This window comes from Streptomyces sp. NPDC058086, assembly GCF_042885015.1.
In the GTDB taxonomy this organism is placed as follows: Bacteria; Actinomycetota; Actinomycetes; order Streptomycetales; family Streptomycetaceae; genus Streptomyces.
Window position 1 is genome coordinate 17,270 of sequence record NZ_JBHVST010000106.1, and the last position, 21,060, is coordinate 38,329.

General features: G+C 69.0%; 18 protein-coding genes, 1 tRNA gene and 3 pseudogenes. 6 read left to right on the forward strand and 16 right to left on the reverse strand.

The genetic code is table 11. The annotated features are described in order from the left end of the window. The first annotated feature begins 33 nt into the window (after window positions 1–33). Entirely contained in the window at window positions 34–909 is an 876-nt protein-coding gene (locus ACFVWD_RS46690) for an SDR family oxidoreductase (protein WP_389604375.1), read from the forward strand. Window positions 910–1,038: 129 nt separating this feature from the next. Here ACFVWD_RS46690 and ACFVWD_RS46695 read toward each other — a convergent pair whose 3' ends face one another. Further along, on the reverse strand, window positions 1,039–2,097 hold the full coding sequence (locus tag ACFVWD_RS46695) for an ABC transporter permease (RefSeq protein ID WP_389604377.1): 1,059 nt from the start codon (window positions 2,095–2,097) through the stop codon (window positions 1,039–1,041). 95 nt (window positions 2,098–2,192) lie between these two features. Between ACFVWD_RS46695 and ACFVWD_RS46700 the strand changes: the two genes are divergently transcribed. After that, window positions 2,193–2,645 (forward strand): MarR family winged helix-turn-helix transcriptional regulator, encoded by a 453-nt coding sequence (locus tag ACFVWD_RS46700; RefSeq protein WP_389604379.1) that lies wholly within the window; start codon window positions 2,193–2,195, stop codon window positions 2,643–2,645. Window positions 2,646–2,818: 173 nt separating this feature from the next. On the opposite strand, the gene ACFVWD_RS46705 is transcribed toward ACFVWD_RS46700, so the two are convergent. The 3 genes from ACFVWD_RS46705 to ACFVWD_RS46715 all read right to left on the reverse strand — a co-directional run bounded on the left by ACFVWD_RS46705 (window position 2,819) and on the right by ACFVWD_RS46715 (window position 5,456). Continuing rightward, window positions 2,819–3,037, reverse strand: coding sequence for a DUF6300 family protein (locus ACFVWD_RS46705; RefSeq protein ID WP_389604381.1), 219 nt, complete (start codon window positions 3,035–3,037; stop codon window positions 2,819–2,821). 477 nt (window positions 3,038–3,514) lie between these two features. Then, complete coding sequence (locus tag ACFVWD_RS46710) at window positions 3,515–4,324, reverse strand: hypothetical protein (protein WP_389604382.1); 810 nt, start codon at window positions 4,322–4,324, stop codon at window positions 3,515–3,517. A gap of 664 nt (window positions 4,325–4,988) precedes the next feature. Then, complete coding sequence (locus ACFVWD_RS46715; RefSeq protein WP_389604383.1) at window positions 4,989–5,456, reverse strand: MarR family winged helix-turn-helix transcriptional regulator; 468 nt, start codon at window positions 5,454–5,456, stop codon at window positions 4,989–4,991. 54 nt (window positions 5,457–5,510) lie between these two features. Here ACFVWD_RS46715 and ACFVWD_RS46720 point away from each other — a divergent pair, with 54 nt between their 5' ends. Then, complete coding sequence (locus ACFVWD_RS46720; protein ID WP_389604385.1) at window positions 5,511–6,395, forward strand: NmrA/HSCARG family protein; 885 nt, start codon at window positions 5,511–5,513, stop codon at window positions 6,393–6,395. A gap of 221 nt (window positions 6,396–6,616) precedes the next feature. Here ACFVWD_RS46720 and ACFVWD_RS46725 read toward each other — a convergent pair. The 5 genes and pseudogenes from ACFVWD_RS46725 to ACFVWD_RS46745 all read right to left on the reverse strand — a co-directional run. Continuing rightward, window positions 6,617–7,525: pseudogene (locus ACFVWD_RS46725) on the reverse strand (IS630 family transposase); the annotation flags it as partial. Between the two features lie 30 nt (window positions 7,526–7,555). Continuing rightward, the gene (locus tag ACFVWD_RS46730) at window positions 7,556–8,389 is read right to left on the reverse strand and encodes a hypothetical protein (protein ID WP_389604387.1); all 834 of its coding nucleotides are present in this window, start codon (window positions 8,387–8,389) and stop codon (window positions 7,556–7,558) included. A 186-nt stretch (window positions 8,390–8,575) separates the two neighbouring features. Then, entirely contained in the window at window positions 8,576–8,761 is a 186-nt protein-coding gene (locus ACFVWD_RS46735) for a hypothetical protein (RefSeq protein ID WP_389604389.1), read from the reverse strand. 186 nt (window positions 8,762–8,947) lie between these two features. Next, window positions 8,948–9,319 (reverse strand): DoxX family protein, encoded by a 372-nt coding sequence (locus tag ACFVWD_RS46740; RefSeq protein ID WP_389604390.1) that lies wholly within the window; start codon window positions 9,317–9,319, stop codon window positions 8,948–8,950. A gap of 259 nt (window positions 9,320–9,578) precedes the next feature. Beyond that, a complete protein-coding gene (locus ACFVWD_RS46745) occupies window positions 9,579–10,295 on the reverse strand; it encodes an NADPH-dependent F420 reductase (RefSeq protein ID WP_389604392.1) in 717 nt (238 codons plus the stop codon). A gap of 87 nt (window positions 10,296–10,382) precedes the next feature. On the opposite strand from ACFVWD_RS46745, the gene ACFVWD_RS46750 reads away from it, so the two are divergent. After that, window positions 10,383–10,856 (forward strand): MarR family winged helix-turn-helix transcriptional regulator, encoded by a 474-nt coding sequence (locus ACFVWD_RS46750; RefSeq protein WP_389604394.1) that lies wholly within the window; start codon window positions 10,383–10,385, stop codon window positions 10,854–10,856. Between the two features lie 281 nt (window positions 10,857–11,137). Here ACFVWD_RS46750 and ACFVWD_RS46755 read toward each other — a convergent pair whose 3' ends face one another. The 4 genes and pseudogenes from ACFVWD_RS46755 to ACFVWD_RS46770 all read right to left on the reverse strand — a co-directional run bounded on the left by ACFVWD_RS46755 (window position 11,138) and on the right by ACFVWD_RS46770 (window position 13,919). Beyond that, the gene (locus ACFVWD_RS46755; protein WP_389604395.1) at window positions 11,138–11,791 is read right to left on the reverse strand and encodes a DUF6417 family protein; all 654 of its coding nucleotides are present in this window, start codon (window positions 11,789–11,791) and stop codon (window positions 11,138–11,140) included. Window positions 11,792–12,032: 241 nt separating this feature from the next. Next, window positions 12,033–12,400 (reverse strand): annotated as a pseudogene (locus ACFVWD_RS46760) (hypothetical protein). Window positions 12,401–12,411: 11 nt separating this feature from the next. Beyond that, a pseudogene (locus ACFVWD_RS46765) lies at window positions 12,412–12,621 on the reverse strand (hypothetical protein); the annotation flags it as partial. A gap of 698 nt (window positions 12,622–13,319) precedes the next feature. After that, entirely contained in the window at window positions 13,320–13,919 is a 600-nt protein-coding gene (locus ACFVWD_RS46770; protein WP_389604396.1) for a DinB family protein, read from the reverse strand. A gap of 322 nt (window positions 13,920–14,241) precedes the next feature. Between ACFVWD_RS46770 and ACFVWD_RS46775 the strand changes: the two genes are divergently transcribed. After that, window positions 14,242–14,727, forward strand: coding sequence for a 2'-5' RNA ligase family protein (locus ACFVWD_RS46775; RefSeq protein WP_389604397.1), 486 nt, complete (start codon window positions 14,242–14,244; stop codon window positions 14,725–14,727). Between the two features lie 248 nt (window positions 14,728–14,975). After that, a tRNA-Met gene (locus tag ACFVWD_RS46780) sits at window positions 14,976–15,049 on the forward strand. A 381-nt stretch (window positions 15,050–15,430) separates the two neighbouring features. Here ACFVWD_RS46780 and ACFVWD_RS46785 read toward each other — a convergent pair. The 3 genes from ACFVWD_RS46785 to ACFVWD_RS46795 all read right to left on the reverse strand — a co-directional run bounded on the left by ACFVWD_RS46785 (window position 15,431) and on the right by ACFVWD_RS46795 (window position 20,537). After that, complete coding sequence (locus ACFVWD_RS46785; protein ID WP_389604399.1) at window positions 15,431–15,772, reverse strand: hypothetical protein; 342 nt, start codon at window positions 15,770–15,772, stop codon at window positions 15,431–15,433. Window positions 15,773–15,917: 145 nt separating this feature from the next. Then, window positions 15,918–16,064 carry a hypothetical protein gene (locus ACFVWD_RS46790; protein ID WP_389604401.1) on the reverse strand — a complete coding sequence of 49 codons (147 nt, stop codon included), beginning with the start codon at window positions 16,062–16,064 and terminating at the stop codon, window positions 15,918–15,920. Window positions 16,065–16,130: 66 nt separating this feature from the next. Further along, the gene (locus tag ACFVWD_RS46795; RefSeq protein WP_389604402.1) at window positions 16,131–20,537 is read right to left on the reverse strand and encodes a CHAT domain-containing protein; all 4,407 of its coding nucleotides are present in this window, start codon (window positions 20,535–20,537) and stop codon (window positions 16,131–16,133) included. Window positions 20,538–21,060 lie beyond the last annotated feature (523 nt).

The window sequence follows — 21,060 nt, forward strand, 5'->3', positions numbered from 1 at the left end:
ATTCGATCTCATCCGTCCAAGGAGTGCACCGCCATGCGTGTGTTCGTCACCGGCGCGTCCGGGTTCATCGGTTCCGCCCTCGTCTCCGATCTCATCGACGCCGGGCATGAGGTCGTCGGGCTCGCTCGCTCGGATGCCTCGGCGGCCGCCCTGTCCGCCGCCGGCGCCGCGGTATGCCGCGGCGCGTTGGAGGATCTCGACGGCCTGCGCGCCGGCGCCGCCGAGGCCGAGGGAGTCGTCCATCTGGCGTTCAACCACGACTTTTCGCAGCACGAGGCCGCGGCGGGCGCCGAGTTGCGCGCCATCAAGGCGTTCGGGGACGCCCTTGAGGGCTCGGACCGGCCGCTGGTCGTCGCCGGCGGGGGACCCGTGGGGGCCGAGGGCGACCCGCGGGCCGCCGCCTCGCCGAGCCCCCGCAGCGCCGGCGGCCGGGCCGCTCTCGCGCTCGCGGAGCGCGGCGTGCGCTCGTCCCTCGTGCGGCTCGCGCCGACGGTCCACGACCGGAGCCGGTGCGACATGGTCGCTCAACTGACCGCCATCGCCCGCGAGAAGGGCATCTCCGGCTACCTCGGCGACGGGTCCAACCGCTGGCCCTCGGCCCACCGGCTCGATGTCGCGCGCCTGTTCCGCCTGGCCGTGGAGAAGGCACCGGCGGGATCGGTGCTGCACGGCGTCGGCGAGGAGGGCGTGACCATCCGCGCCATCGCCGAGGTCGTCGGCCGCAAGGCGAACGTGCCCGTGGCCGCCGTAGGGGACGAGGACGCCGCCGCCCACTTCGGCTTCCTGGCCCGCATCCTCGGGCTCGACATGTCTGCCTCGAACGCGTTGACCCGTGAACTGCTGGGCTGGCAGCCGACTCACCCCGGGCTCATCGAGGACCTCGACCACGGGCACGGCCTCGGCAGCTGACCCACGCGTTCACCATCACCGGCCGGGCGGCCGGCTCGGGCCTTGGTGCCCGCGCAGAGTCGTTCGTGCCGGCCGGCCGCGCATCCAGAGGGACGCGCTCTTCGTACGGCAGGCTCATCGCCGCCGGTGTCAGGCCGCTGCGGGCTGGGGCTCGGCCGCGTCCCGCACGCGGCTCGGGGTCTCGCGTCGGAAGACGTCCTTGAGGTACAGCACGGCGGCGGCGCCCAGCACCCACAGCGGGAGGATCACCAGGGCGCGGGTCATGCCGTCGTCCTGGAATCGGGAGAGCCCCTGCATGGCGCGGACGCCGACCCCGACGGGCAGGATCTCGGACAGCGGGCGCAGCCAGGCGGGGAGGTAGGCGGCGGGCATGATGCCGCCGCTGCTGCTGTTGCCGAGGATCAGCAGGAGGATCGAGGCGAGACTCACGCCGGCGGAGCCGAACAGGCGCAGCAGCACCATGGTCGTGGCGCCGACCGCGGCGCCCATCAGCGCGACAACGAGGGCGAGGGGCAGGAAGGGACCGGGCAGGGCGCCGAAGCCGGTGCTGCCGGCGATGACGGCGACCAGGACGCCGCCGGCCACGCCGAACAGGGCCAGGCTGGCCATCCGCCAGCGGTACTGGAGGCGGGGGGCGAGCTGGTAGGTGGTCATGCCGAAGAGGTATCCGGCCAGTACCAGGCCGAAGGCCGCGTAGAAGACGGACAGCCCCCGGGTGTCCCCCGCTGACGCCGGGGCGACGTCCTCGACGGAGAGGCGGTGGTGTTCCGCGCGGGCCACGGAGCCGAACGCGGTGGTCACGGTGGCGGTGACGGCGGCTCCATTGGCACTGCCGTAGAGAAGATCCCCCTTGCCGAGGTAGGCCGCGTAGACGGACCGGTCCTGGACGGCGCGCCGGGCGGCGGATTCGTCGGGGTAGGTCTCCAGGGTGAAGCCGTCCGGGACGGCGTGTGCGAGGTCCCGGCGCAGCTGGGCCTGGTGGGTGCCGATCTCCGTGGTGCCCACCCTCAGCTCATGGGGGCGCGGTGCGTGGAAGGCGGCGAGGTAGACGCTGACGAACACGGTGCCGATCAGCAGGACGACCGCCACGGGCACCAGGACGGCGCGCGGGGTTCCGGGGCGCGGCGGCGGATGGGCCACGTCCAGGGCGTGCTTGTGGTGCTGTCGGGCGGAGGAGTGCTGGGACATCGGAGGCAGGATCCTCGAAGAATAGGAAGAATGAAAGTCAGCTGATAATCTGTTGTACACCACAATCAGCTGCCTTACAAAAGGGGGTCCGCCACGTGAAACATCCCGACCGGCGTACGGGCTATGTGGCCTGGCAGATCGGCCAGATCATGGCGTCCCGGATCGAGCGCACCCTGCGCCCCTTCCATCTGACCCTCGCCCAGAACAGCGCCCTGATCCAGGCCGCCTTCGACCCGGGCGTCTCCAGCGCGACCGCCGCGCGCCGGGCGGCGATCACTCCCCAGTCCATGGGAACCGCCGTCAACGGGCTGGTCGAGCGGGGGCTCCTGGAACGGCGGACCGCCCCCGGCGACAGACGCACCCACCGCTTGCACGCCACCGAGGCCGGCCTGCGGCTCGCGGCCGAGGCCGGCGCCGCGGTGGACGCCACCCACGCCGAAGCCCTGGAAGTACTCACACCGACGGAGCAGGAACAGGCCCACTCACTGCTCCTGAAACTCCTGGAGTCACTGAATCCGGCGGCCATGGACGTCGACAGCGCACCCTGAGGAGCCGCCGGGCGGAGCAGGTCACGCTCCTCCTGTGCGCCGAGCCCGGTCGCACGCGGATGTTCGACGCCTCGCCCGTCCGGGGGCATCAGCCCGCCGGGTGATCCCCCTCGGGCGCGAGTCGTCGTCCCACCAGTTGAAGTTGGTTGACGACAGGGGCGCCTGATGTGGGATCAGAGGAAGCCGCCGTTAAATTGACACACCCTGTTCCGGCGGTTTTCGACCCACACCTCGGCGAGTGGCCCGAAGACATCGAGTTTGTCGGCAGGGAAGGAACCATCCTCTTCATAGAGGGCGATCACCGGTGCGGCGGCTGAGTCATCGCGGTCGCAGACTCGGCACAGCACGGCTTCTCTGAAGCCGCTGACGGTGCCTCCTTTGCAGACGTACATCGCACTCCTGACCTCGTGGGACACGGGTGTGAGTCAGTTCCGCAACCTGATCGAGGACTGGGTGCGCGAAGAGCGCCCCGACGAAGAGGTGTGGGAAGAGGTGGAGTGGCAGGTCTGGACCGCCGTCACCCCCTCTCCGAGTCTATGCAACGAGCCATTGAGCGTGTCGAGTTGCTGGGCTCGTAAAGGCTTGAGGACGCGTGCGTCCACCTGAACGACGTGCACAAGGCGTTGCGTGACGCAGTGACGCAGTGACGCAGAAAGGGACCAGCAGGGACTGGGGAGACTGGACGGCGTACGAGAACGCGTGGAATCAAGCGACAGCGGCTCGCGTGACGTTCTTGACCGCGTCGAGGAACGCGATACGTGTTGCCCCCGCTCCGGGTCGCCTCAGCGTGCATCGTAGATCACCGCGGTTTCCGCCTCCGTCGCGATGCCCCCAAGGGCCAGACGAACGCCGTCAGCCACTGGCTTCGGTCAGCACGGCGTCGTGGGGCTGCGCGTGATGCGGATCGAGGTCCAGTCCGGAGTGCCGCCGTCCGTAGTGGTGTTGACCACGTCGGAGGTGCCGCCCATCAGCTCGACACATAGTGTCCCGCTGGCGTCGACCGACCCGTTCGCGCGCAGCAGGGTGACGACGAGGCCGAACTGCTTCATGGTGCCCGTGTCGGAGGAATGGGAGGTCACCGTGCCGGCGACATAGATCTGCTGGTCGTTGACGTCATACCCGGAGGGGTCGACGTTGGTGAGGTTCACCGTGTAGTCGCCAAGCGTGTAGGTGCGGGCCAGCGCCCGGTGCTGGAGAGCGGCGCGAGCCGCACTGGCCGAGGCCGACGCCTCGACGGCAGTGTTGGACTGGGATGCTTCGGCTTGTGCGGACGCGGATGCCGCTGCTGCGGATGCGGCCGCATCCGCAGCAGTGTCCTTGGGGGTAGGCGTGGCGTCCGGGCCAGCCGTATCCACAGCGTCAGCCAGAGCACCCGAGGGCGACGGCCACGGCTCTGGACTCCCGTCGTCGGATGTCAGGTCGCGCACCTTGGCCGACCGCGCCTGGCAGGTCATGTTCTGGTCGCTGCCGCTCGTTGCCATGCCGGTACTGGAGATCGTGTGCTGCCCGGCCGGCACGTAGTACAGCATCGAGCCTGCCGCGAAGGGAGTCGTCCTCTCCGAGCCGGTACAGGTGAGATTGATCGTGCAGGCCCGCATGGACCCGGCCCGATTGTTGACCGTGATGGCGCAAGATGCCGAATTGACCTGATGGCCCTGCAGATCGAGGGGTTCGGCCATGACGCACACGCCCACCTTCACGTCCGCGCTGGCGTTCTGCTCCGAGGCGGACGCGGCGGAGGAGCAGCCGGATACCGCCGCCACCGTGAAGACAACCGTCACCAGGGCGGAGGCGATGGGAAGGCGGCGCATGGGTGGAGCTCCTGAGTCGGTACGCGGACAGGCTTGCCCACACTGCCTGGTGACCTGGCCTCTTCCGTATCCCGTTACCGGATCTCAATGTGCCTCGCAGAGACCAAGCCCTGCCGCGAGTTCCCACTGCTCACCCCGCACCTGGCGGCTGGTCACCTCCGATTGCGGCTGGTGACACGGTCGTGAACCGCTCGAAGCCCGTGGGTTCACGCGAACTGAAGGGTCTTCAGCGGGAACCCGAGGGTGCAGTGGCGCTTTCGCGGAGTCAGCTCCTTGGGTTCGAGGTGAACCGGCGACCTTGGAGGCCGTCCACGACGCACGCCGAGGGCGGGGCTCACCTCGACTCCCTGGGCAGGACACTGCGGGCGGTGACTCGGTGGACCCAAAGGCGCTGGCAGTAGTGAGGTGACCAGTGCCGACGCCAGCCAGCTTGCTCAGCTTGACCGGATACTCCTCGACCGACCGCCAAGCCCGGAATTCGCCCGGAGTGGGCTTCTCCTTCTCCGAGCGGAGAATCGGGGGCCCTTGTCGTTCACCGGGGTGGCAGGGCGCGTAGGTGCTCAATCTGTCGCTCAGCGAGTTCGGTTGTGCGGCGCATGTGTCGGCTGAGCAGGGCCATCTCCTGTTCGGTGTAGCCGTCGAACATCGCCTGCCAGTCCTCGGCGAGCGAGTCCCAGAACTCGCCGAGGCGCTGCATGGCGGCGGGCACCGGCTCGACCAGCACCCGTCGCCGGTCCTGCTCGTCCCGCTGCCGGGTGACGTACCCGGCCTTCTCCAAGCGGTCGACCAGCCTGGTCGCCGAGCCGCTGGTGAGGCCGGTCAAGTCGGCGATCCTGCCTGTGGTGTAGGGGCCCGGCTCGATGCTGAGCAGGTTGAGGCACTGCACGTCCGTCGGGTGCATTCCCAGGTGGTCGGCCACCGCCTGGTTGAACAGCACGTAGGAGGCCAGGTACCGCCGGGAGTCCAGCTCCAAACCCGTCGGCTGGTCGTCTCGGGGCATGGCCTACTCCCTAAATCTCTGTGCGGCGCAGAGAATGTGGCGTACATTGGCTGCATGACACAGATAATGTACCAACCCACCGTCGCTGTCACTGGCGCGACCGGCGCCCAGGGCGGCGCTACCGCTCGGGCCCTGCTCAGCCACGGGTTACGGGTCCGCGCGCTGACCCGTAACCCGCCGTCCGCAGCCGCCGACCAGTTGCGCCGGCTCGGCGCGGAGGTGGCGTACGCCGACTTCGACGACCGCGTCGGCCTGGATGCCGCGCTCGCCGGGGCCGACGCACTGTTCGCGATGTCCACGCCCTTCGGCACCGACATCGACGCCGAGGTGCGGCAGGCGGTCGCTCTGCTCGACGCCGCCGCCGCGAGCGGGACCGTCCGGCACATCGTGTTCACCTCGGCCGCCAACGCGGACCGCGGCACCGGCATCCCCCACTTCGACAGCAAGCACCGCATCGAGCTCCACCTGCGGAGCCTGGGCATCCCCTGGACGGTCATCGCCCCAGGCGTCTTCATGGACAACTACACCAGCGAGTGGACGATGAGCGGCCTGCGCGAGGGCCGGTTCGCCCTGCCTCTGCCTGCCGACCTGCCGCTGCCGTTCATCTCGGCCGCCGACATCGGCGCGTTCGCGGCGCTCGCCCTCCGGCATCCCGAGGAGTTCGCCGGGCGGCGCATCGACCTCGCCTCCGATCGTGTGACGTGCTCCGAGATCGCCGAGACCCTCTCCACCGCCTGCGGTCGTCCGATCGAATTCGTGCCGGTCCCCCTCGCCGAGATCGAGGCGTACTCCGCCGATCTGGCCACCATGTTCCGCTACTTCGCCGGTACCGGTCTCGACGTGGACGTCGAAGGGCTGCGGCGCGACCACCCCGAGGTGGGCTGGCGGAGCTTCGCCGACTGGGCAGCCGCCCAGCACTGGGATCTAGTGGCCCGGTAAAGGCGAAGGGGCCCATCGCCACCGAGACGGCGATGGGCCCCCTTCTGGTGCTGAGAGATCAGCCGCTGAACTCTCGCAGGCTCTTCAGCACCTGGTCGAGCAGGGACTGACGGCCCGTCGGCTCGGCCTCCAGCTTGGCGACCGTCGAAAGGGTGATGCCACCGGCCAGGGGAGGCATTGGCCGAGTTGCCCCTCGCCACCCTCACCAAGTTGCTGGCGGGTCACTTGCCACCTGGTTCGCTGCTCGTTAACGCCGCGACGGCCGTGAGTTCAGCGTGACTGAGGGACTTTCGGCTTGCCGCGTTTCTCGGCCGGCCGGTCCCACCGCAGCTGTGAGACCGATCGATGGCAACTGACCGCCACCGAGCGCCTTCGTTCCAGTCCTTGACCCATGCCCGGATATCGGCTTCCAGGGCCTGGATGTTCTTGTGTGTGCCTCGGCGGATCATCTGGTGGGCCAGGTAGCCGAACCACCGCTCGACCTGGTTGATCCAGGACGAGCCGGTCGAGGTGAAGTGCAGTTCGAACCGCGGGTGTTTGGCCGGCCAGGACTTGATCGCTGGAGTCCAGTGGGTGCCGTAATCGTCCACGATCAGATGGATCTGCAGGTGAGCGGGCACCTCCTTGTCGATCCGGATCAGGAACTTCTTGAACTCCGCGGCCCGGTGCCGGCGGTGCAGGGCAGTGATGACCTCACCTGTGGCGACATCGAACGCGGCGAACAGCGTGGTCAGGCCGTTGCGCACGTAGTCGTGGGTGCGCCGCTCGGGCATGCCCGGCATTATGGGCAGCACCGGCTGGGACCGGTCCAGAGCCTGGATCTGCGACTTCTCGTCCACCGAGAGCACCACCGCCCCTTCGGGCGGGTTGAAGTACGGGCCCACGACGTCGTGGACCTTCTCCACGCACAACGGGTCCGTCGACAGCTTGAAGGTGTCCGCCAGATGCGGCTTGAGCTGGAACTGCCGCCAGATCCGACCCACGGTCGACTTCGGCAGACCACTGTGCTGCGCCATCGATGTCCGTGACCAGTGGGTGGCGTTCTTCGGGAGCTGTTCCAGCGTGGTGACCACGACCGCTTCCACCTGATCGACGCTGATGGTGGGCGGCCGGCCCGGCCGGGGCTCGTCGGTCTAACGATCAACCACTGACGCAGGACACTAGCCGAGCTTCCGCAGCACCTCGGCGATGGTGGCCCGGTATGTCCGCAGCGCCTGCAGCCCGGCGGCGTAGCGGTCGCGGTGCCGTGTGATGTCCACGGCCTGTTTCTGCGCCCGTGCAGCGTGCCAGAGCTCGGCCGTATGGTGGCGGCGCTTGCAAGTGACGTCCGCGACGGCGGTGGCCCGCTCCCGCTGCGTATGCCGGGTGTTGCCGTCGCTGTTCCGCTGCCAGGCGGTGTCCGTGTACGCCGCGACGGGGTCGGGATAGCGCGTGAATCCTTGTTCTGCCACACAGCGGGACCACACGTCCCAGGCCGCGCGGAGGCGCGGGTCGTGTTTGACCGCCTTGTCGACCTCGACCGCCCGTGTGCTTGCGTAGAGCCAGTCCCGCTCGAGGTCGATGCCGCGCAGCAGCCGCCGGCTCGCCTCGGCGCTGCAGGCGGGGAGGTCCGCATACTCGGCGTTGGTCATCCGGCGGCCCTTCGGCCGGCGGGCCAGGGAATTTGCCGGGTCCCAGCCGTAGCCCCAGCGGCGGGCGGTGGCAAGATCCAGGACGCCATAGTCGGTGCTGACTGCGGTGGCGACGACGGCATCGCCGGGGTAGCGGGGGTCGAGCGGGAAGTCCGGGTGGCCGCGCTCCGCCATGCACTGCCGGATCAGCAATGCCGATGCCCGCTGCGATCGCTGGTAGTCCTGCGGCGTGTAGTCGTAGCGGTCGGCCGGGAGGGGGCCGAGGTCCGACGCCGTGCGGATGACCTCCGGGCGTTCTGGACCGGCGGCGCAGATCGCCGCCAACACCACCACGGCACCCAGCCGCCACCCCCGCCTCGTCATGCGAAGGGATGCTACCGGGCGGCGTGTAGCGGTCGGCCGTGGCCCCCAGCGACTCATCCACGCACGCCAAGACTCCAAGCGACAGAAAGCTCGATCAGGCGACACCTATCGAGCAGCTCTCCAGACCGACGTACCCCGATCCTGACGGTGCGTCGCAATCAGATTTCTGATCAGCTGTTGGCCCGCCTAGGTCAGACCGTGCTGATGTGCCCACTGAGTGAGAGCTGCTGCGATGCGGGGGCCGAACTTGTCGGGATGGAACTGGCCGTCGTGGGTGATGAGGCCCGTCTCCGGATACCCGAAGGCCTGGAGGAGTTCGTCAGCCAGTACGTCTGTTGCCTGCAAGGAGCCCGCGGCCGTGGTCGGCGCCATCGTTGAGGCTGATGCACGACTCTGCGGAGTTCGACCAACTGAAAGTTCACCGCTTGATGAGCGCGGAGCTTGGGAAACAGATACGGATGAACGGCTGCAGCCCGCGTAGAGAGGTGATCCTGGGATCGCCCGGCCGGGTTTGTCGGGCGGAGGACGAGTCCGTGGCGCCGCGGATGCCGGCCCTGGTCAGGAGGCGAGGACCAGAGTTACGGCGGCAGCGATCGCGACGATGGTGAGGATGGCGGGTGCCATCGCGTTGCCGCGGGTCTCGGGGTTGGCGTAGTCGCCGGACTTGGCGTGGAAGCCGATGGCTCCGACAAGTACGACTGCGAATCCCAGGGCGGCGGCAACGCCGATGGGCTGCCAGAAGAGACCGGCGAGGAGTCCTGCGGCTGCGGCCAGCTCGGCCAGCCCGATGAACCGGACCAGGGGGGCGCTGAGGCCTCCCGGAGACTGCAGCTGGGCTGGGATGCTGCCCTTGAGCAGGGCTTTGGGCAGTCCGGCGGCCAGCCCGACAACGGCGAGCAGCACGCTCAGCACGGCGGCGAAGATATACACGGGTCATGCCTTTCTGGAGAGGAATTCGGACCGCCCGAGCTGCGATGGACCGGCGTCCGTGGACCATGGGTATTCCGGCGGGTTTCGCTGCTCACGCATGAGCGTTGCCGAAGTGCGGTCTCAGTGATGGAGAGCGCTGCGGCGCGGCAACCCGGCAGCGCGCCGGGCGCCGCGGCGCGACCGGTCGGCAGACGCTGGGCCGGGACGGCCGATTCGTCGGCGCCGGCCGCGCCGCCCGTGGGAGGCGGAACGCGGCCACTCAGGTGAGCGGCTGTTCGGTGAAGTTCCTGAGCACCAGTGCGTCGGGAACCTGGATGAGGCGTCCGCCTTCGTCGACCCTGCCGAGTTCCACCGCCGACAGGCCGAGCGTGCCGGTGAGCTGGGCGATCTGGGAGCTGGCCTCACGGGAGTTGCTGGAGACGAAGACCACGCGCTTGCCCTGGCCGGAGGGCACTTCGGCGGCGAGCGTCTGCGCCGGAAGCTGGTTGAAGGCCTTCACGATCTGGGCGCCGGGCAGTACCTCGGCCGCGTACTGAGAGGAGAGCCGGCCCTTGAGGATGTCACCCGAGTTGGGCGCGTAGTGCGCGTTGGTGGTGTCGACGACGATCTTCCCGTTCCAGTCGGGCAGCGCGTTGCCGAACTCCTCGACCGCGGCGAACGGGATGGCCATGAAGATGACGTCGCTCGTCAGTGCCTCGGTGAGCGTCACCGCCCGGACTGCCGAGCCCAGGGAGGCGGCGAGTTCGCTGATCGAGCGCGGTCCGCGGGTGTTGGCGATGCGTACCTCGACTCCGGCCCTGGCGAAGAGGCGCGCCAGCGCCGAACCGATGTTTCCGGTGCCCACGATGGCGTAGCGGGTGTCTGCAGACATGTGTGTTCCCAGTTCCAGTCGATTGCTGAGGGCTGTCGAGGCGGCAGTAGCGGCTTCGCCGTCTGGCTGCCGTCGCCGCGTTCGTGTCGGGCACGGCGGTGCCAACCTCCGCCAGCCAATTTGGTTGAGGTGTTAACCAAACCGTACGTGCGGCCTGGTTAACATGTCAACCAAAACGGTAAGGTGGCCTACATGGGTGAACCGCAATGGCTGGACGAGCGCGAGCAGCGAGCTTGGCGCAGCCTCATGAAGATGCAGGCCGGCCTGTCCGAGCACATCGAACGGCAGCTGCGCACCCACAGCGGGCTGTCCACCGCCGACTACCAGGTGCTGGCGCACCTGTCCGAGGCGCCCGACGGGCGCCTGAGGTCGTTCGCTCTCGGGGATGCGCTGCAATGGGAGAAGGGCCGCCTGTCGCAGCATCTGACCCGCATGCAAAAGCGAAACCTCATCCGCCGTGAGCGTTGTGCCACCGACCAGCGGGGGGCCGTTGTGGTCATCACCGAGCAAGGACGCACTCTCATCGAGACAGCCGCCCCGCTCCATGCCGCTGACGTGCGCAATGTGCTGATCGACCACGTAACCCCTGCGCAGATGAACCTTCTGATCGAATTGGGAGACCAGGTGGAGGCGAGACTCGCCAAGATCGATCAGAAGCCGGGGTGAGTCCCTACGCCTCGTCGGGACCGGCTGACGCCGACCGTCCTGTCAGCGTCGTCGCCCTGCCCTGAGCACAACGCGAGGCCTACGCCAACGACCTCGACGGCTCCCGCGACCTGATCGCGGTGTCCGCCGCCTCCAACCGGTCCAAGGGTGACAAGGACCCCAGCGACTGGATGCCCCCGTACGCCGCTACGGGTGCCAGTACCTGACCGACCGGGGCGCCGACAAAACCCGGTGGGGCCTGTCCGTCGACCTCATCAAACAAGCCACGCTCACCGCGGGCCTCAGCCGCTGCCCCGACCAGCCCATCCACGTCCCCCTCGCCCGTTGGACCCCGCGCCACGGGGCGCTGCCTTGCCTGGCGCCGTCGTCACGACGGCGCCGGGTGCCGACCCGTCCTGCTCGGCTGGAGACGGGGCGCGTGCGACGCCGTACTCACGGGCGAAGCGATTGGCCTCCGCGGCGGAGCCGGTCATCCCGTGCAGCCACAACGCGTACGCCGCCGACTCCATCTGTTCTGGCGTCAGATGCTCCCGCCACGGCTTGATCCCGTGATCACACGAGGTCGTACGGACCTGCTCCGCCAGCCCGTCGGTCGGCGACACCCGGAGCGGCCGGTGAGGCCGACGAACACGCGCAGTGCCGCCATTTGCGAGGGAATCGGTTCCACCGGCTGCCGGTCCGGGGCTGCCTCGCCGGGCGGGGGCTCGGCGCGGGGAAGGGACTGGCCGTGGGCGAGGGTGTCGTGGCCGTACGGCGTCAGACGGGCCGCCCACCGCACGGGCCGCCCCTCCAGAGCCGACAGCTCCGCGCGGTCCTCCCGGCAGGCAAGCTCCACCAGGCCCTGACTCTCCAGCGCGTTCACCTGCTGCTGGCGCGGCGGGAGGAGCTCCGTGTCCGGCGCCCAGCCGTGCCCGACCGCCTGACCGCGCTCGCACAGCGCCTCCAGCACCGACAGTGACCTCTCCCAACCCCTCATCCCACTCCCCCCCCCGCGTTGTGTGCCGTGCCCGTACGCGTGCGCCGACCGTGGACGCCGACGCCGGTCTGGAAGGCGCGAAGGAGAGAAGGCAGGCCCACCGGGTGGCATCGGCCGCAAGACGCGCGCCGGGCGGGACGCCGCCTGGTAAACACTGCGGCGCTGCCGTCCGGCAGCGCCGCAGTCTTCTGATGCTGGGCTCAGCGGGTGAGGTCCAGTACCCGGACCGGTTCGCCGGCCCACGGTGCGGGGTCGTGGTCGCGATGATCGCGCCGTCGGGACGGTCCGGGGTGGGCTGCGCCGTGTACTGGCTGTGCGCCGCGGCCCACGTCTCCTGCCGCACGAGAGCCAGGGCGGCGGCCAGGTCCAGGTCCAGGACGGTGAGGCCGGGAAGGGAGGCCAGATGCTCGGCCGTGCCGGGCCGCGCGCGGTCGGATTCCACCAACGCACAGGCCGGGGCGTACAGGAACCAGCCCGGTTCGGCGTGGGCGCGGTGGATCAGGCGGGAGGCAAGGATGTTGCCCTGGCCGGCCGCGGCCATCGCGGTGTCGTCCAGGACGATGTGCATGGCGTCGCTCGCTGGCCGCTCACCTGGGCCAGGCGCCGGTCCAGCTCGCTGTCCAGGTCCCTCTCCTCAGCGGCGGTCGGGGCGTAGCCGTTCCACCCCGTCAATGCGGCCAGGGCCTTTTCGGCCCGCTCTGCCCGCTCGGCCGGGGTCAGCAGCGTCTCAGCGAGACGGGCGAGATACGCCCGCAGCGACAGCCCCTCCGCGGCCGCTATGGCGGCCAGCCGGTCCTTGGCTTCCTAGGGGATACGGACGTCGGCATCGGGCATTGGCGTGCTCCTTCCCACCCTCCGCGGGTACGGATACGTACCCGTACCCGTCATGCGGTGGATTCCGGTCACAACCCTGTCGCCTGGCCGAATCCAATGCCATGCTGTGACCGCGGTGATCCCCTTGCCCCCGAGGCGGAGGCCTCCGCCCCTGGCCCCGCCTTTGCGCTGTTACTGGGCGGGCCGCGCCGTCCCTCCCGGCCCTCTCCACGGGAGGGCCGACGGCTGCACGAACCACGTCGGTGCAGCGCCGGCCAGGCGCCTCGGACGGTCCGACGACACAACGTCAAGGACGCGTGCCGCCCGCTCCGCGACCGCATCCTGGGTCAGGCCGGTGTCCTGCTTGTTCATGATGGTGCTCCTGCGCCGTGCTGTACTCGTCGTCCACCTGGCCAGGCGGTCCGTTGATCACCCTGCACGGGACCCCGGAGGTTCGCTCTGAGACGAAGCCCCGGCGATCCGGGCAAACGGGCTCACGTTACGGGAGGGGCCGCTACCGTAGCCGCACGACTTCGGTGCCGCCCGTCTCCCCCGTCGGGCGGCACCGAAGCCGATCGATTGCGGGTCGGGCGGTGCTCGTTCCGCACGGGCCCGGCGCGGGCGGCCGCACGGCCGTCCCTGGAGCTGGCGGGGTCGGCGGCAGCGGGACGAGATCAGCCGTTGCCGACTTCCCGCGCCACGCGCTCCAGTCGGCGCCGGTGGTCCTCCCACCATGCCTGATCGCCCGGTGGGATGTTGTCGTTGCCCTTCAAGTACCCGACGGTCCCGTCGATGAGCTCTCGCACGATGTCGGCGTGGCCGGCGTGCCGTTGAGTATCGGAGATCACGCGCACCAGGATGTGGTGCAGTGTCACCTCTCGGCGTTCCTCCGGCCACCACGGGACGTGACCGATCGCGTCAAGCGTCAGCGTCGCGATCGTGCTGTTGGAGTGCTCCCACGCCTGGTGATACAGCCCAACGATCTCTTCCCGCGACTCGTCTGCAGTGGCCCACATGTCCGAGTTGGGTTCTGCGTCCTCCGTATACCACCAGGGCGGCCGCTCCTCGTCGAAGAACGGCCGCCCGAACGTGTCGCCGAAGTACCCCAGCTCGACGCTGGCGATATGTTTGACCAGCCCCAACAGGTTCGTGCCGGTGAGGGTCAGCGGGCGGCGGATGTCATGTTCCGAGAGCCCGTCGAGCTTCCACAACAGGGCGTCACGCCCGTCTTGCAGATAGCGGAGAAGATCCGCTTTCGGATTCGGTTCGATCACGCCGGGCAGTCTTCCACCCGGCACTGACAGCCGGGCTCCACAGAACAACGCGGACGCCGCTTAGGGCAGTTGCCCCGCGTGGCTTCGAACGAGTCGGCCGGCCCCAGGGGAACGAGTCCGCTGGCCCTGATGAGCGATCTCGGGTGCTTGTCGTGAACGAGTCGATTGGCCCCACCCGAGCGAGGGTCGCATTGGGTGTCGACCGCGGGTTCAACCGCCCGCGATCGTCATCGGGTCGCTGCCGTTCTGGGCTCGCTGATACATATGTGCGATGACAGACGACGATTCCGGTGAGTTTCAAGCAGGGCAGTCGGGACTCATCGTGCGGGTCCCCGAGGCAGAACCTGCTGTTCGAGCGTGGCGTGACCGGCTGGACCCCTCAGCCCGTGCGGGTGTTCCGGCCCATGTCACCGTCCTCTTCCCGTTCCTCGACGAGAGCCGCATCGACAACGGTGCTTGCGCTGCCATCGGAGAAGTGATCGGGCGTCACCGGCCCTTCGATGTCCGGTTCGAGCGCTGTGGGCGATTCCCGGGGATCTTGTATCTCGTCCCCGAACCGGACATCCCGTTCCGTCGGCTCACTGAGGCGATCGCGGACCGGTGGCCGGAGACCCCGCCGTTCGACGGGCGGTTCGACGAAATCGTCCCGCATCTGACCATCGCCCAGGGGCAAGACGATGCCGTGCTGGAGGAGGCCGAAGCCGACCTTCGCAGCCGGCTTCCCGTCACTGGCCGCGTGTCGTCGGTCGATCTGATGGTCCACGACGGTACAAGGTGGCAGCGGCGAGCGTCGTTCACGCTCCGGTGATCTCTCTGTCGTTCATCAGTCAGCCGCCGTCCTGCCAGCAGCGCCAAGGCGGGGAAGGCCGGCCCATTCAGGGGATCCGTCCAGTGCTCAGCGCGCTCTCGGTATGCGTACGGACTCACCGCCCGGCCGCCAACGAGGGGGCCGGGGGAAGAGGAGGAGCTGGCAGCCGCGACCTCCGACACCCCTCGCGGCAGGCGGCGCTCATGGTCTCGGGGCCGGGATAGTTGGCGTAGGGTGGAGGAATCCGACGCGGGGTGGAGCAGCTCGGTAGCTCGCTGGGCTCATAACCCAGAGGTCGCAGGTTCAAATCCTGTCCCCGCTACTGAAACCTGAGGGGCCGGCACGATGTGCCGGCCCCTCAGGCGTGTCGTGCCAACCATCTCAACGGACCTGTGCCACGCGAGGCGTGCGCCAACTCACAGCGGCAACCGGGACGTCAGAGGAACAACTCGAGACGGTTGACCGTTCATCTCTACGTGGCTAGCGGAGGGGACAGTGTCCCCGGGCCTCACCCATAGCCCATGGGGACGATCGTCCGGCTGAAGCCCCATGGAGCCTTCCGCCGAGAGGCGACCGCCCTCCGCACGCCACCACCCACGGCCCCGGCTGGTCTCCCCCGTCCAGCCGGGGCTTTTCACGCTCTGGTCACCGGCGCGGCCGTCAGGGCTCAGCTACGAATCCACGAAGTACGCCTTCTCGCCCATCAAGAGCGGTGCGTCGGCGGGCCCTTGATGTATGGGCCTCGCCAGATCACCCGGTGTTCCTGGTGGCTGGGACACCACAGCCGGACCTTGCGCATCCGCACCGGCCACCGGTGGTGGTACACCCGCTTCGTCTCCCCCACCGGATCCGACGGGCGGGGTGAGGGCGCAGCAAGCCGGATGACCCGTACGTCAGAGTCCCGCGGCACAGAGCCGTCATCACCGCTTGCGGCGGTGCGCACGGATGCGGCCTGGGATGGGCCTGCGGCCGTGACGCCCTGGGCGATGAGCCGCCAGAAGGCGAACATGTAGCGGCCCACGAAGTCGTCGTACGGGTCGTCCACGAAGCGGGCTTCCGGACCTGCGCGCCTGGGAGACCGCCTGTCGCCATCCGGCCGGCTTGTTGAGGAACGCGATCTCGTGGGAAAAGGCATAGCGCCTCTACCACAGCCTTTAGACCGTGGTAGAGGCGCAGGGATGCTGTGCTGTTCAGTTCTCGTACTTGAGAGGCTTGCCGAGCCTGATGATGGTCGAGCAGTCCAGTTGCTGCTGGTACTGCTGCGAGCCCTGGCCGTACCAGTAGCGACAGTCTTTCAGGCTGTCGTGAACCGGTCCGGTGACCTTGACCCGGGCCACGGCCACGCCTTGGCCTCGGCGTACGTCAGCGGGTGGTGGTCCTTGTGCAGGCGCAGTGTGGTTCTCCTACGCGCCGGCGTGAAGGTAGGCCGCCCACAGGGAAGGGGTGGCCGGGTAGCGGTCGCGTACCGTCCGGATGGTGTGGTGGAGGGCAGTAGCGGCCTGTTCGGGGGCGAGCGTTCGGGCCGGGCCGGCTGTCAGGTGGGTGTAGAAGGATTCGGCGACTTCGACGGCCATACGGTCGTCGATCGGCCACAGGGTCCCAATCACGTGGGGAAAACCAGCGAGTTGGAAGGCACTGGTCAGGTGGATGGCCTCGTCCAGAAGGACGGAGTTGGTGGGCGCTGCGGTACTGCAGGCGGACAGGTAAGCCAACTGCGCGTGGTCGAGGTTGATCTGGGCGAGAGTCGAGACAGTCAACGGCGTGGTGGCGTGGTCGTGGAGGAGTAGCCGACTGCGGGACGGGTCGGTGTGGTCGGTGGCACCGTGGCAGGCGAAGTGGGCGATGGCGCAATGTGAAAGGCGGTCGAGGACGCCAGCCGTGGTCGGGGTGTCGGGACCCGGGACGTGGTGGGCGCCGTCGGGGACCGGGCCGGATTCGGTCAGCTGGATCGTGCGGGGAAGCAGCGGCCGGATGCGGCGGGCTTCCTCTGCGGCGTGTCGCAGGGGGCTGTGGCCAGGTGTCGTCGGCATGGCGACGATGAGGGACTGGGAGCGGTCGGCGCGCCGCGAGCGGCGCTCACGCGCGTGGCGCAGGGCACGGACGGTCGGCGTGTAGGACGACACCACCCGGTCCAGAACGGTACGGCGCCGCGGACCGGGCGTGGGGTCGGTGTGGAAGCCGGCGGCGTGCAAGGGCAGGAGCCCGAGGAGACCGCCGGGTGCCCACCACACCCGTGACAGCGGTTGACCGGGCCACGTCGGCGATACCACCTCACCCATGTCCTGCAGAGCGGCAAGAGCGGGTTCGGCGGCGGTTTCCCAGAGCCATTCCAAGGTCCTGCGCAGCGCCCGCTGGGCGGCGATGCGATCGCTGTCGGGCGCTGTCGTTTCGGCCAGTGCCTGGTAGAAAGCGTCAACTTTGGCGCGCACGGTTCCCTGGCCGAGCCCGGGTAGCGGGACAGCGCTGATGCCCTGGCGCGTGAGCAGGAGCGCGTCGCTGCCGTAGCGGCTGATGTTGAAGGTCACCACGGGGCCGTGCGCCGCTTGTTTCACCAGCTCTTCGGAACTGGGCGGCAGGCCGAAGTTCTCGAACCCCTCGCGGGCCCGGATGCGTCCCATCAACCGCACGAGTTCCGCCGCCAGTTGGTGGCGGTCACGACCATGCCCGTCCGCCGGGCGCGCGTCGGGCGTGACGGCCATGTTTCTGGGATCCTCGTCCAGGAGCTCGCGGATTTCCGTGAAACGCCGGGCAAGATAGGGGTGTTGGGCCCGCAGATCAGTCAGGTCGCTTCGCGTGTCCAGGGCTTGGGACAGCAGCACGGCCCGCCCTGCTTCGGCCAGTTTCAGTGCCCAGGTGGCGCGCACGTGGGCGCTGCCGTGGGGGGCGGCCAGGGCCAGGGCGGTCGCGTCGGCAGCGAGTCCGGCGGCGTTGCTGCCCAGCGCCTCCTGCTGGGCATCGCGCCGCAACCGACGCGGCGCCAGCTCCGGAAGCAGCAGTACTGCCTGTTCCAGGAATCCGGCCGCCAGCCCCGGATGGGAGGGTGCGACCAGGGCTGCTGCCCAGCGTGCTGCTTCGACTCGCGGCGTCGGCGAGTCCGTCTCCCTGCAGATGGCCCGGTTCAACACGGACAGCAGCTCTGTCCAATCGGCGTGAGCACCGTGTCGTTCGAAGCGCATGTGCAGGGTGATACCCAGGTTGACCAGGCGCTTCACGTTGCCGAGGTCTTCTGGCGGGGTCGCCCGGACGGCCGTACGGATCGCCGACACCGCCTCATTCAGATCCCTGGACTCTCCGGACCGCTCGTAGCGCATGGTCAGAGCGACACCGAGATTGCCCAGAAAGCTGGCGTGCCGGAGGTGATCAAGAGGGGTGGACCGGACCGCGGTACGACTGGCCTCCACTGCCTCGTCGAGCGTCTCAAGTTCCCCGAACTGCTCGTAGCGCGCCATCAAGGCGATGCTCAGCATGTCCATTCGCCCGGCGCGATCGGGGCGTTCCAGCGGGGTGGCCCGGACGGCGGAACGGATCGCCTCCACTGCCGCCTCGGCATCCTCTTCGTTCCCCGTGCGCCGGAACCGTGTCTCCAGGATGCGGCTGAGGTTTTCCAGGCTCGCAGCGTGGTTCGGGTGGTCCTGTGGGGTCGCCTGGGAGTCGGCACGGTGCGCCGCCACGGCATTGTCGAGAGCGTCCACCTCGCCGAACCGCTCGAAGCGCAGCGCCTGGGCGGTACCGAGATTACCCAGGAAGGCGGTGTACTTGGGGTGCTCTGGCGGCGTGGCCCGGACGGCGGCGCGACTCGATGTCACCGCGCCGTCGAGATCCTCGACCTCCCCGAACCGCCTGAAGCGCATCGCCAGCACTGTGCTGAGCGAGTCCAGGTGCTGAGCGTGGCTGAGGTCGTCGTTCGGGGCGGCCTCGACGGCGGTACGACACGCTTCCACCGCGTGGTCGAGATCCTCTATCCGCCCCGTATGCCTGTACCTCTCCCGCAGAGCATGGCTCAGATTGATCAGCCTCGAGGCGTAGTTCGGGTGGTCGTGGGCAGTGGCCTGGACGGCGGTACGACTCGACGCCACCGCCTCGGCGAGATCCTCGACCTCCCCGAACCGCCTGAAGCGCATCACCAGCGCCGAGCTGAGCAGTTCGAGACGCTCAGCGTGAGCAGGGGCGTCGCCAGGGGTCGCTCGAAGGGCCGTACGAATGGCCGCCACCGCCTCGGCGAGATCCTCCTCCTCCCCGAACCGCCCGAAGCGCGTCACCACGACGAGGCCGAGCGTGTGCAACCGCCAGGCGTAGTCGGGGTGGTCGGGGGTGGTGGCCCGGGCGGCAGCACGACTCGCCTCCACCGCCTCTTCCAGATCATCCAGCCGCCCAACACGTGCATACCGCTTCTCGAGAATCTGGCCGAGCCCTTTCAGCCGCCAGACGTAGTCGGGGTGGGCGTGGGGAGTAGCCCGGATGGCGGAGCGGATCGCTGCCACCGCCTCATCCAGGTCTCTCACCTCCCCAAAACGGTCGTAGCGAATCATCAGGACCAAGGCGAGCGTGTTCAGACGTTCGGCACGCTGGGGGAGACCGTGGGAGGCGGATTCAGCGGCGCGGATCGCCCCCACCGCCTCGTCCAGATCCCCCACCTCCCCGAAACGGTCGAAGCACCGAGCCAGGACATGGCCGAGATGGGCCAGGACGGTGACGCGTGAGGGGTGGTCGTCGGGAGTTGCCCGGGCGGCGGCACGAATGACCCGCTCCGCCTCATGCAGGTCCTCCAACTGCCCGAAATTGTCGAAACGCTCCACGAGAGCGGATTCGAGGTTGGCCAGGAAGACACCCCGGTTGAAGTCGCCGTCAGGGGCGGCTTTGATGGCAGCGCGACTAGTCTCCACGGCCTCGTCCAGATCCCCACGTTCCCGGATGCGTTCGAAGCGCAGCACCAGAGCGGTGCTGAGAGCGTCCAGGTGCCCCCCGAGTTCAGGGTGGCCGTGAGGGGTGGCTTCGACAGCGGAACGACTCGCCCGCACCGCCTCGTCCAGATCGGTCGACTCCTCGAACCTTTGGTACCGCTTCCTCAGCACACGGCCGAGACCGCACAGGTGCTCGGCGTACTGCGGGTCATCATGGTGGGTGGTCCGGGCAGCAGCGCGGGCCGCGGCCGCCGCTTCTTCCAGGACGGCCGCATCGCCGGACTGCTCGTACCCTTCCTCCAGGGCCATGCTCAGTACGTACAGACGGCGGGGGCGGCGCGGGTCGTCGTGGAGAGTCGCGTCGAGAGCGGCGCGCATCGCCTGCACCGCCTCTTCCAGATCTTCTGGGTTCTGCGTGCCCTGGAACCGCGTCAGCAGGGCGTAGCGGAGTTTGGTCAGGCAGTCGGCGCGCTCAGGGTGATCGTCCGGGAGGCTGCGCAGGATGCGCCTCCACAGCTCCACGGCTGCTGTCACACGTGCCGGTTCCGCGTTCGTGGCCAAGTCGTTCGTCAGGTCCTGTGCGGCGGGGAGGGCCGCCTCGGCAAGGTCCCTGAGCAGGGACTGCGGCAGGTCCGTCCTCCCTGCGATGAAGCATTTCGTGAAAAGGCGGAGGGCGGTCACCCGATCCTGCTCCGCGAGCGCGCCGGGCAGAGCGCGTGCCCGCCGGTAGTGCAGGCAGCCCAGTACGTGTGCGGCTTCCAAATCGGGAGGCTCGGCGTCGGCATACCGGCCCAGGTGGTGTGCTTCCGCGCGTGCCGCCGAGGTGAGGATTTCGGAAGCGTCGCCGGTAGCACCGACCCGCTGGACGCGCTCCCGCATCGCCCGCACCAGCTCATCACGCCGTTCCACGCACCACCCCCGCAGTTGCCGAGCCGTCAATTATCAAACGCGAAAGGTCCATTGCCCAGTCAGGGTCGATTCGGACACCATGAACGCCTGGACCATGCAATCGGCGTCGAATGCCACACATACGCGGCCTCACAGCAGCCGTGAGGGCTTGCAGACGATGGGGGACGGGGTGCCCAACGAGGCTGATCAGGACAACCAGCGCGGCGACGGAACGGTGCCGGACTTGCGCGAGGATATCGCCTACGTGTGCGACCAGTTGGACCGTATCCGTGCGACTTTGGAAGCGTACGGACACGATGGCACGGCTCCGCTGGAGCGCCTGCTGGCAGCGTTGCCTGACGGCGAGGGGCTCGCCGCACCGGTGGGCGCGCTCCACGAGGCCCTTCTGGCCGCGGGGGGCGCCGGGGGGCGGCGCGGGGGGGCCCCCCGGCCGCACCCCAAACGGGTGAGTGCCGCCCCGCCCCCCCCCTGGGGGGTGGGGTGCCCGCCCCCGCGGGGGGCCCCGTACACCAAGCCCCACCAG

Bases quoted from the DNA above. Each gene is read 5' to 3' on its own strand.
- ACFVWD_RS46690 (WP_389604375.1), top strand. From the start codon at position 34: ATGCGTGTGTTCGTCACCGGCGCGTCCGGGTTCATCGGTTCCGCCCTC.
- ACFVWD_RS46695 (WP_389604377.1), bottom strand. From the start codon at position 2,097: ATGTCCCAGCACTCCTCCGCCCGACAGCACCACAAGCACGCCCTGGAC.
- ACFVWD_RS46705 (WP_389604381.1), bottom strand. From the start codon at position 3,037: ATGTACGTCTGCAAAGGAGGCACCGTCAGCGGCTTCAGAGAAGCCGTG.
- ACFVWD_RS46710 (WP_389604382.1), bottom strand. From the start codon at position 4,324: ATGGCCGAACCCCTCGATCTGCAGGGCCATCAGGTCAATTCGGCATCT.
- ACFVWD_RS46715 (WP_389604383.1), bottom strand. From the start codon at position 5,456: ATGCCCCGAGACGACCAGCCGACGGGTTTGGAGCTGGACTCCCGGCGG.
- ACFVWD_RS46720 (WP_389604385.1), top strand. From the start codon at position 5,511: ATGACACAGATAATGTACCAACCCACCGTCGCTGTCACTGGCGCGACC.
- ACFVWD_RS46730 (WP_389604387.1), bottom strand. From the start codon at position 8,389: ATGACGAGGCGGGGGTGGCGGCTGGGTGCCGTGGTGGTGTTGGCGGCG.
- ACFVWD_RS46735 (WP_389604389.1), bottom strand. From the start codon at position 8,761: ATGGCGCCGACCACGGCCGCGGGCTCCTTGCAGGCAACAGACGTACTG.
- ACFVWD_RS46750 (WP_389604394.1), top strand. From the start codon at position 10,383: ATGGGTGAACCGCAATGGCTGGACGAGCGCGAGCAGCGAGCTTGGCGC.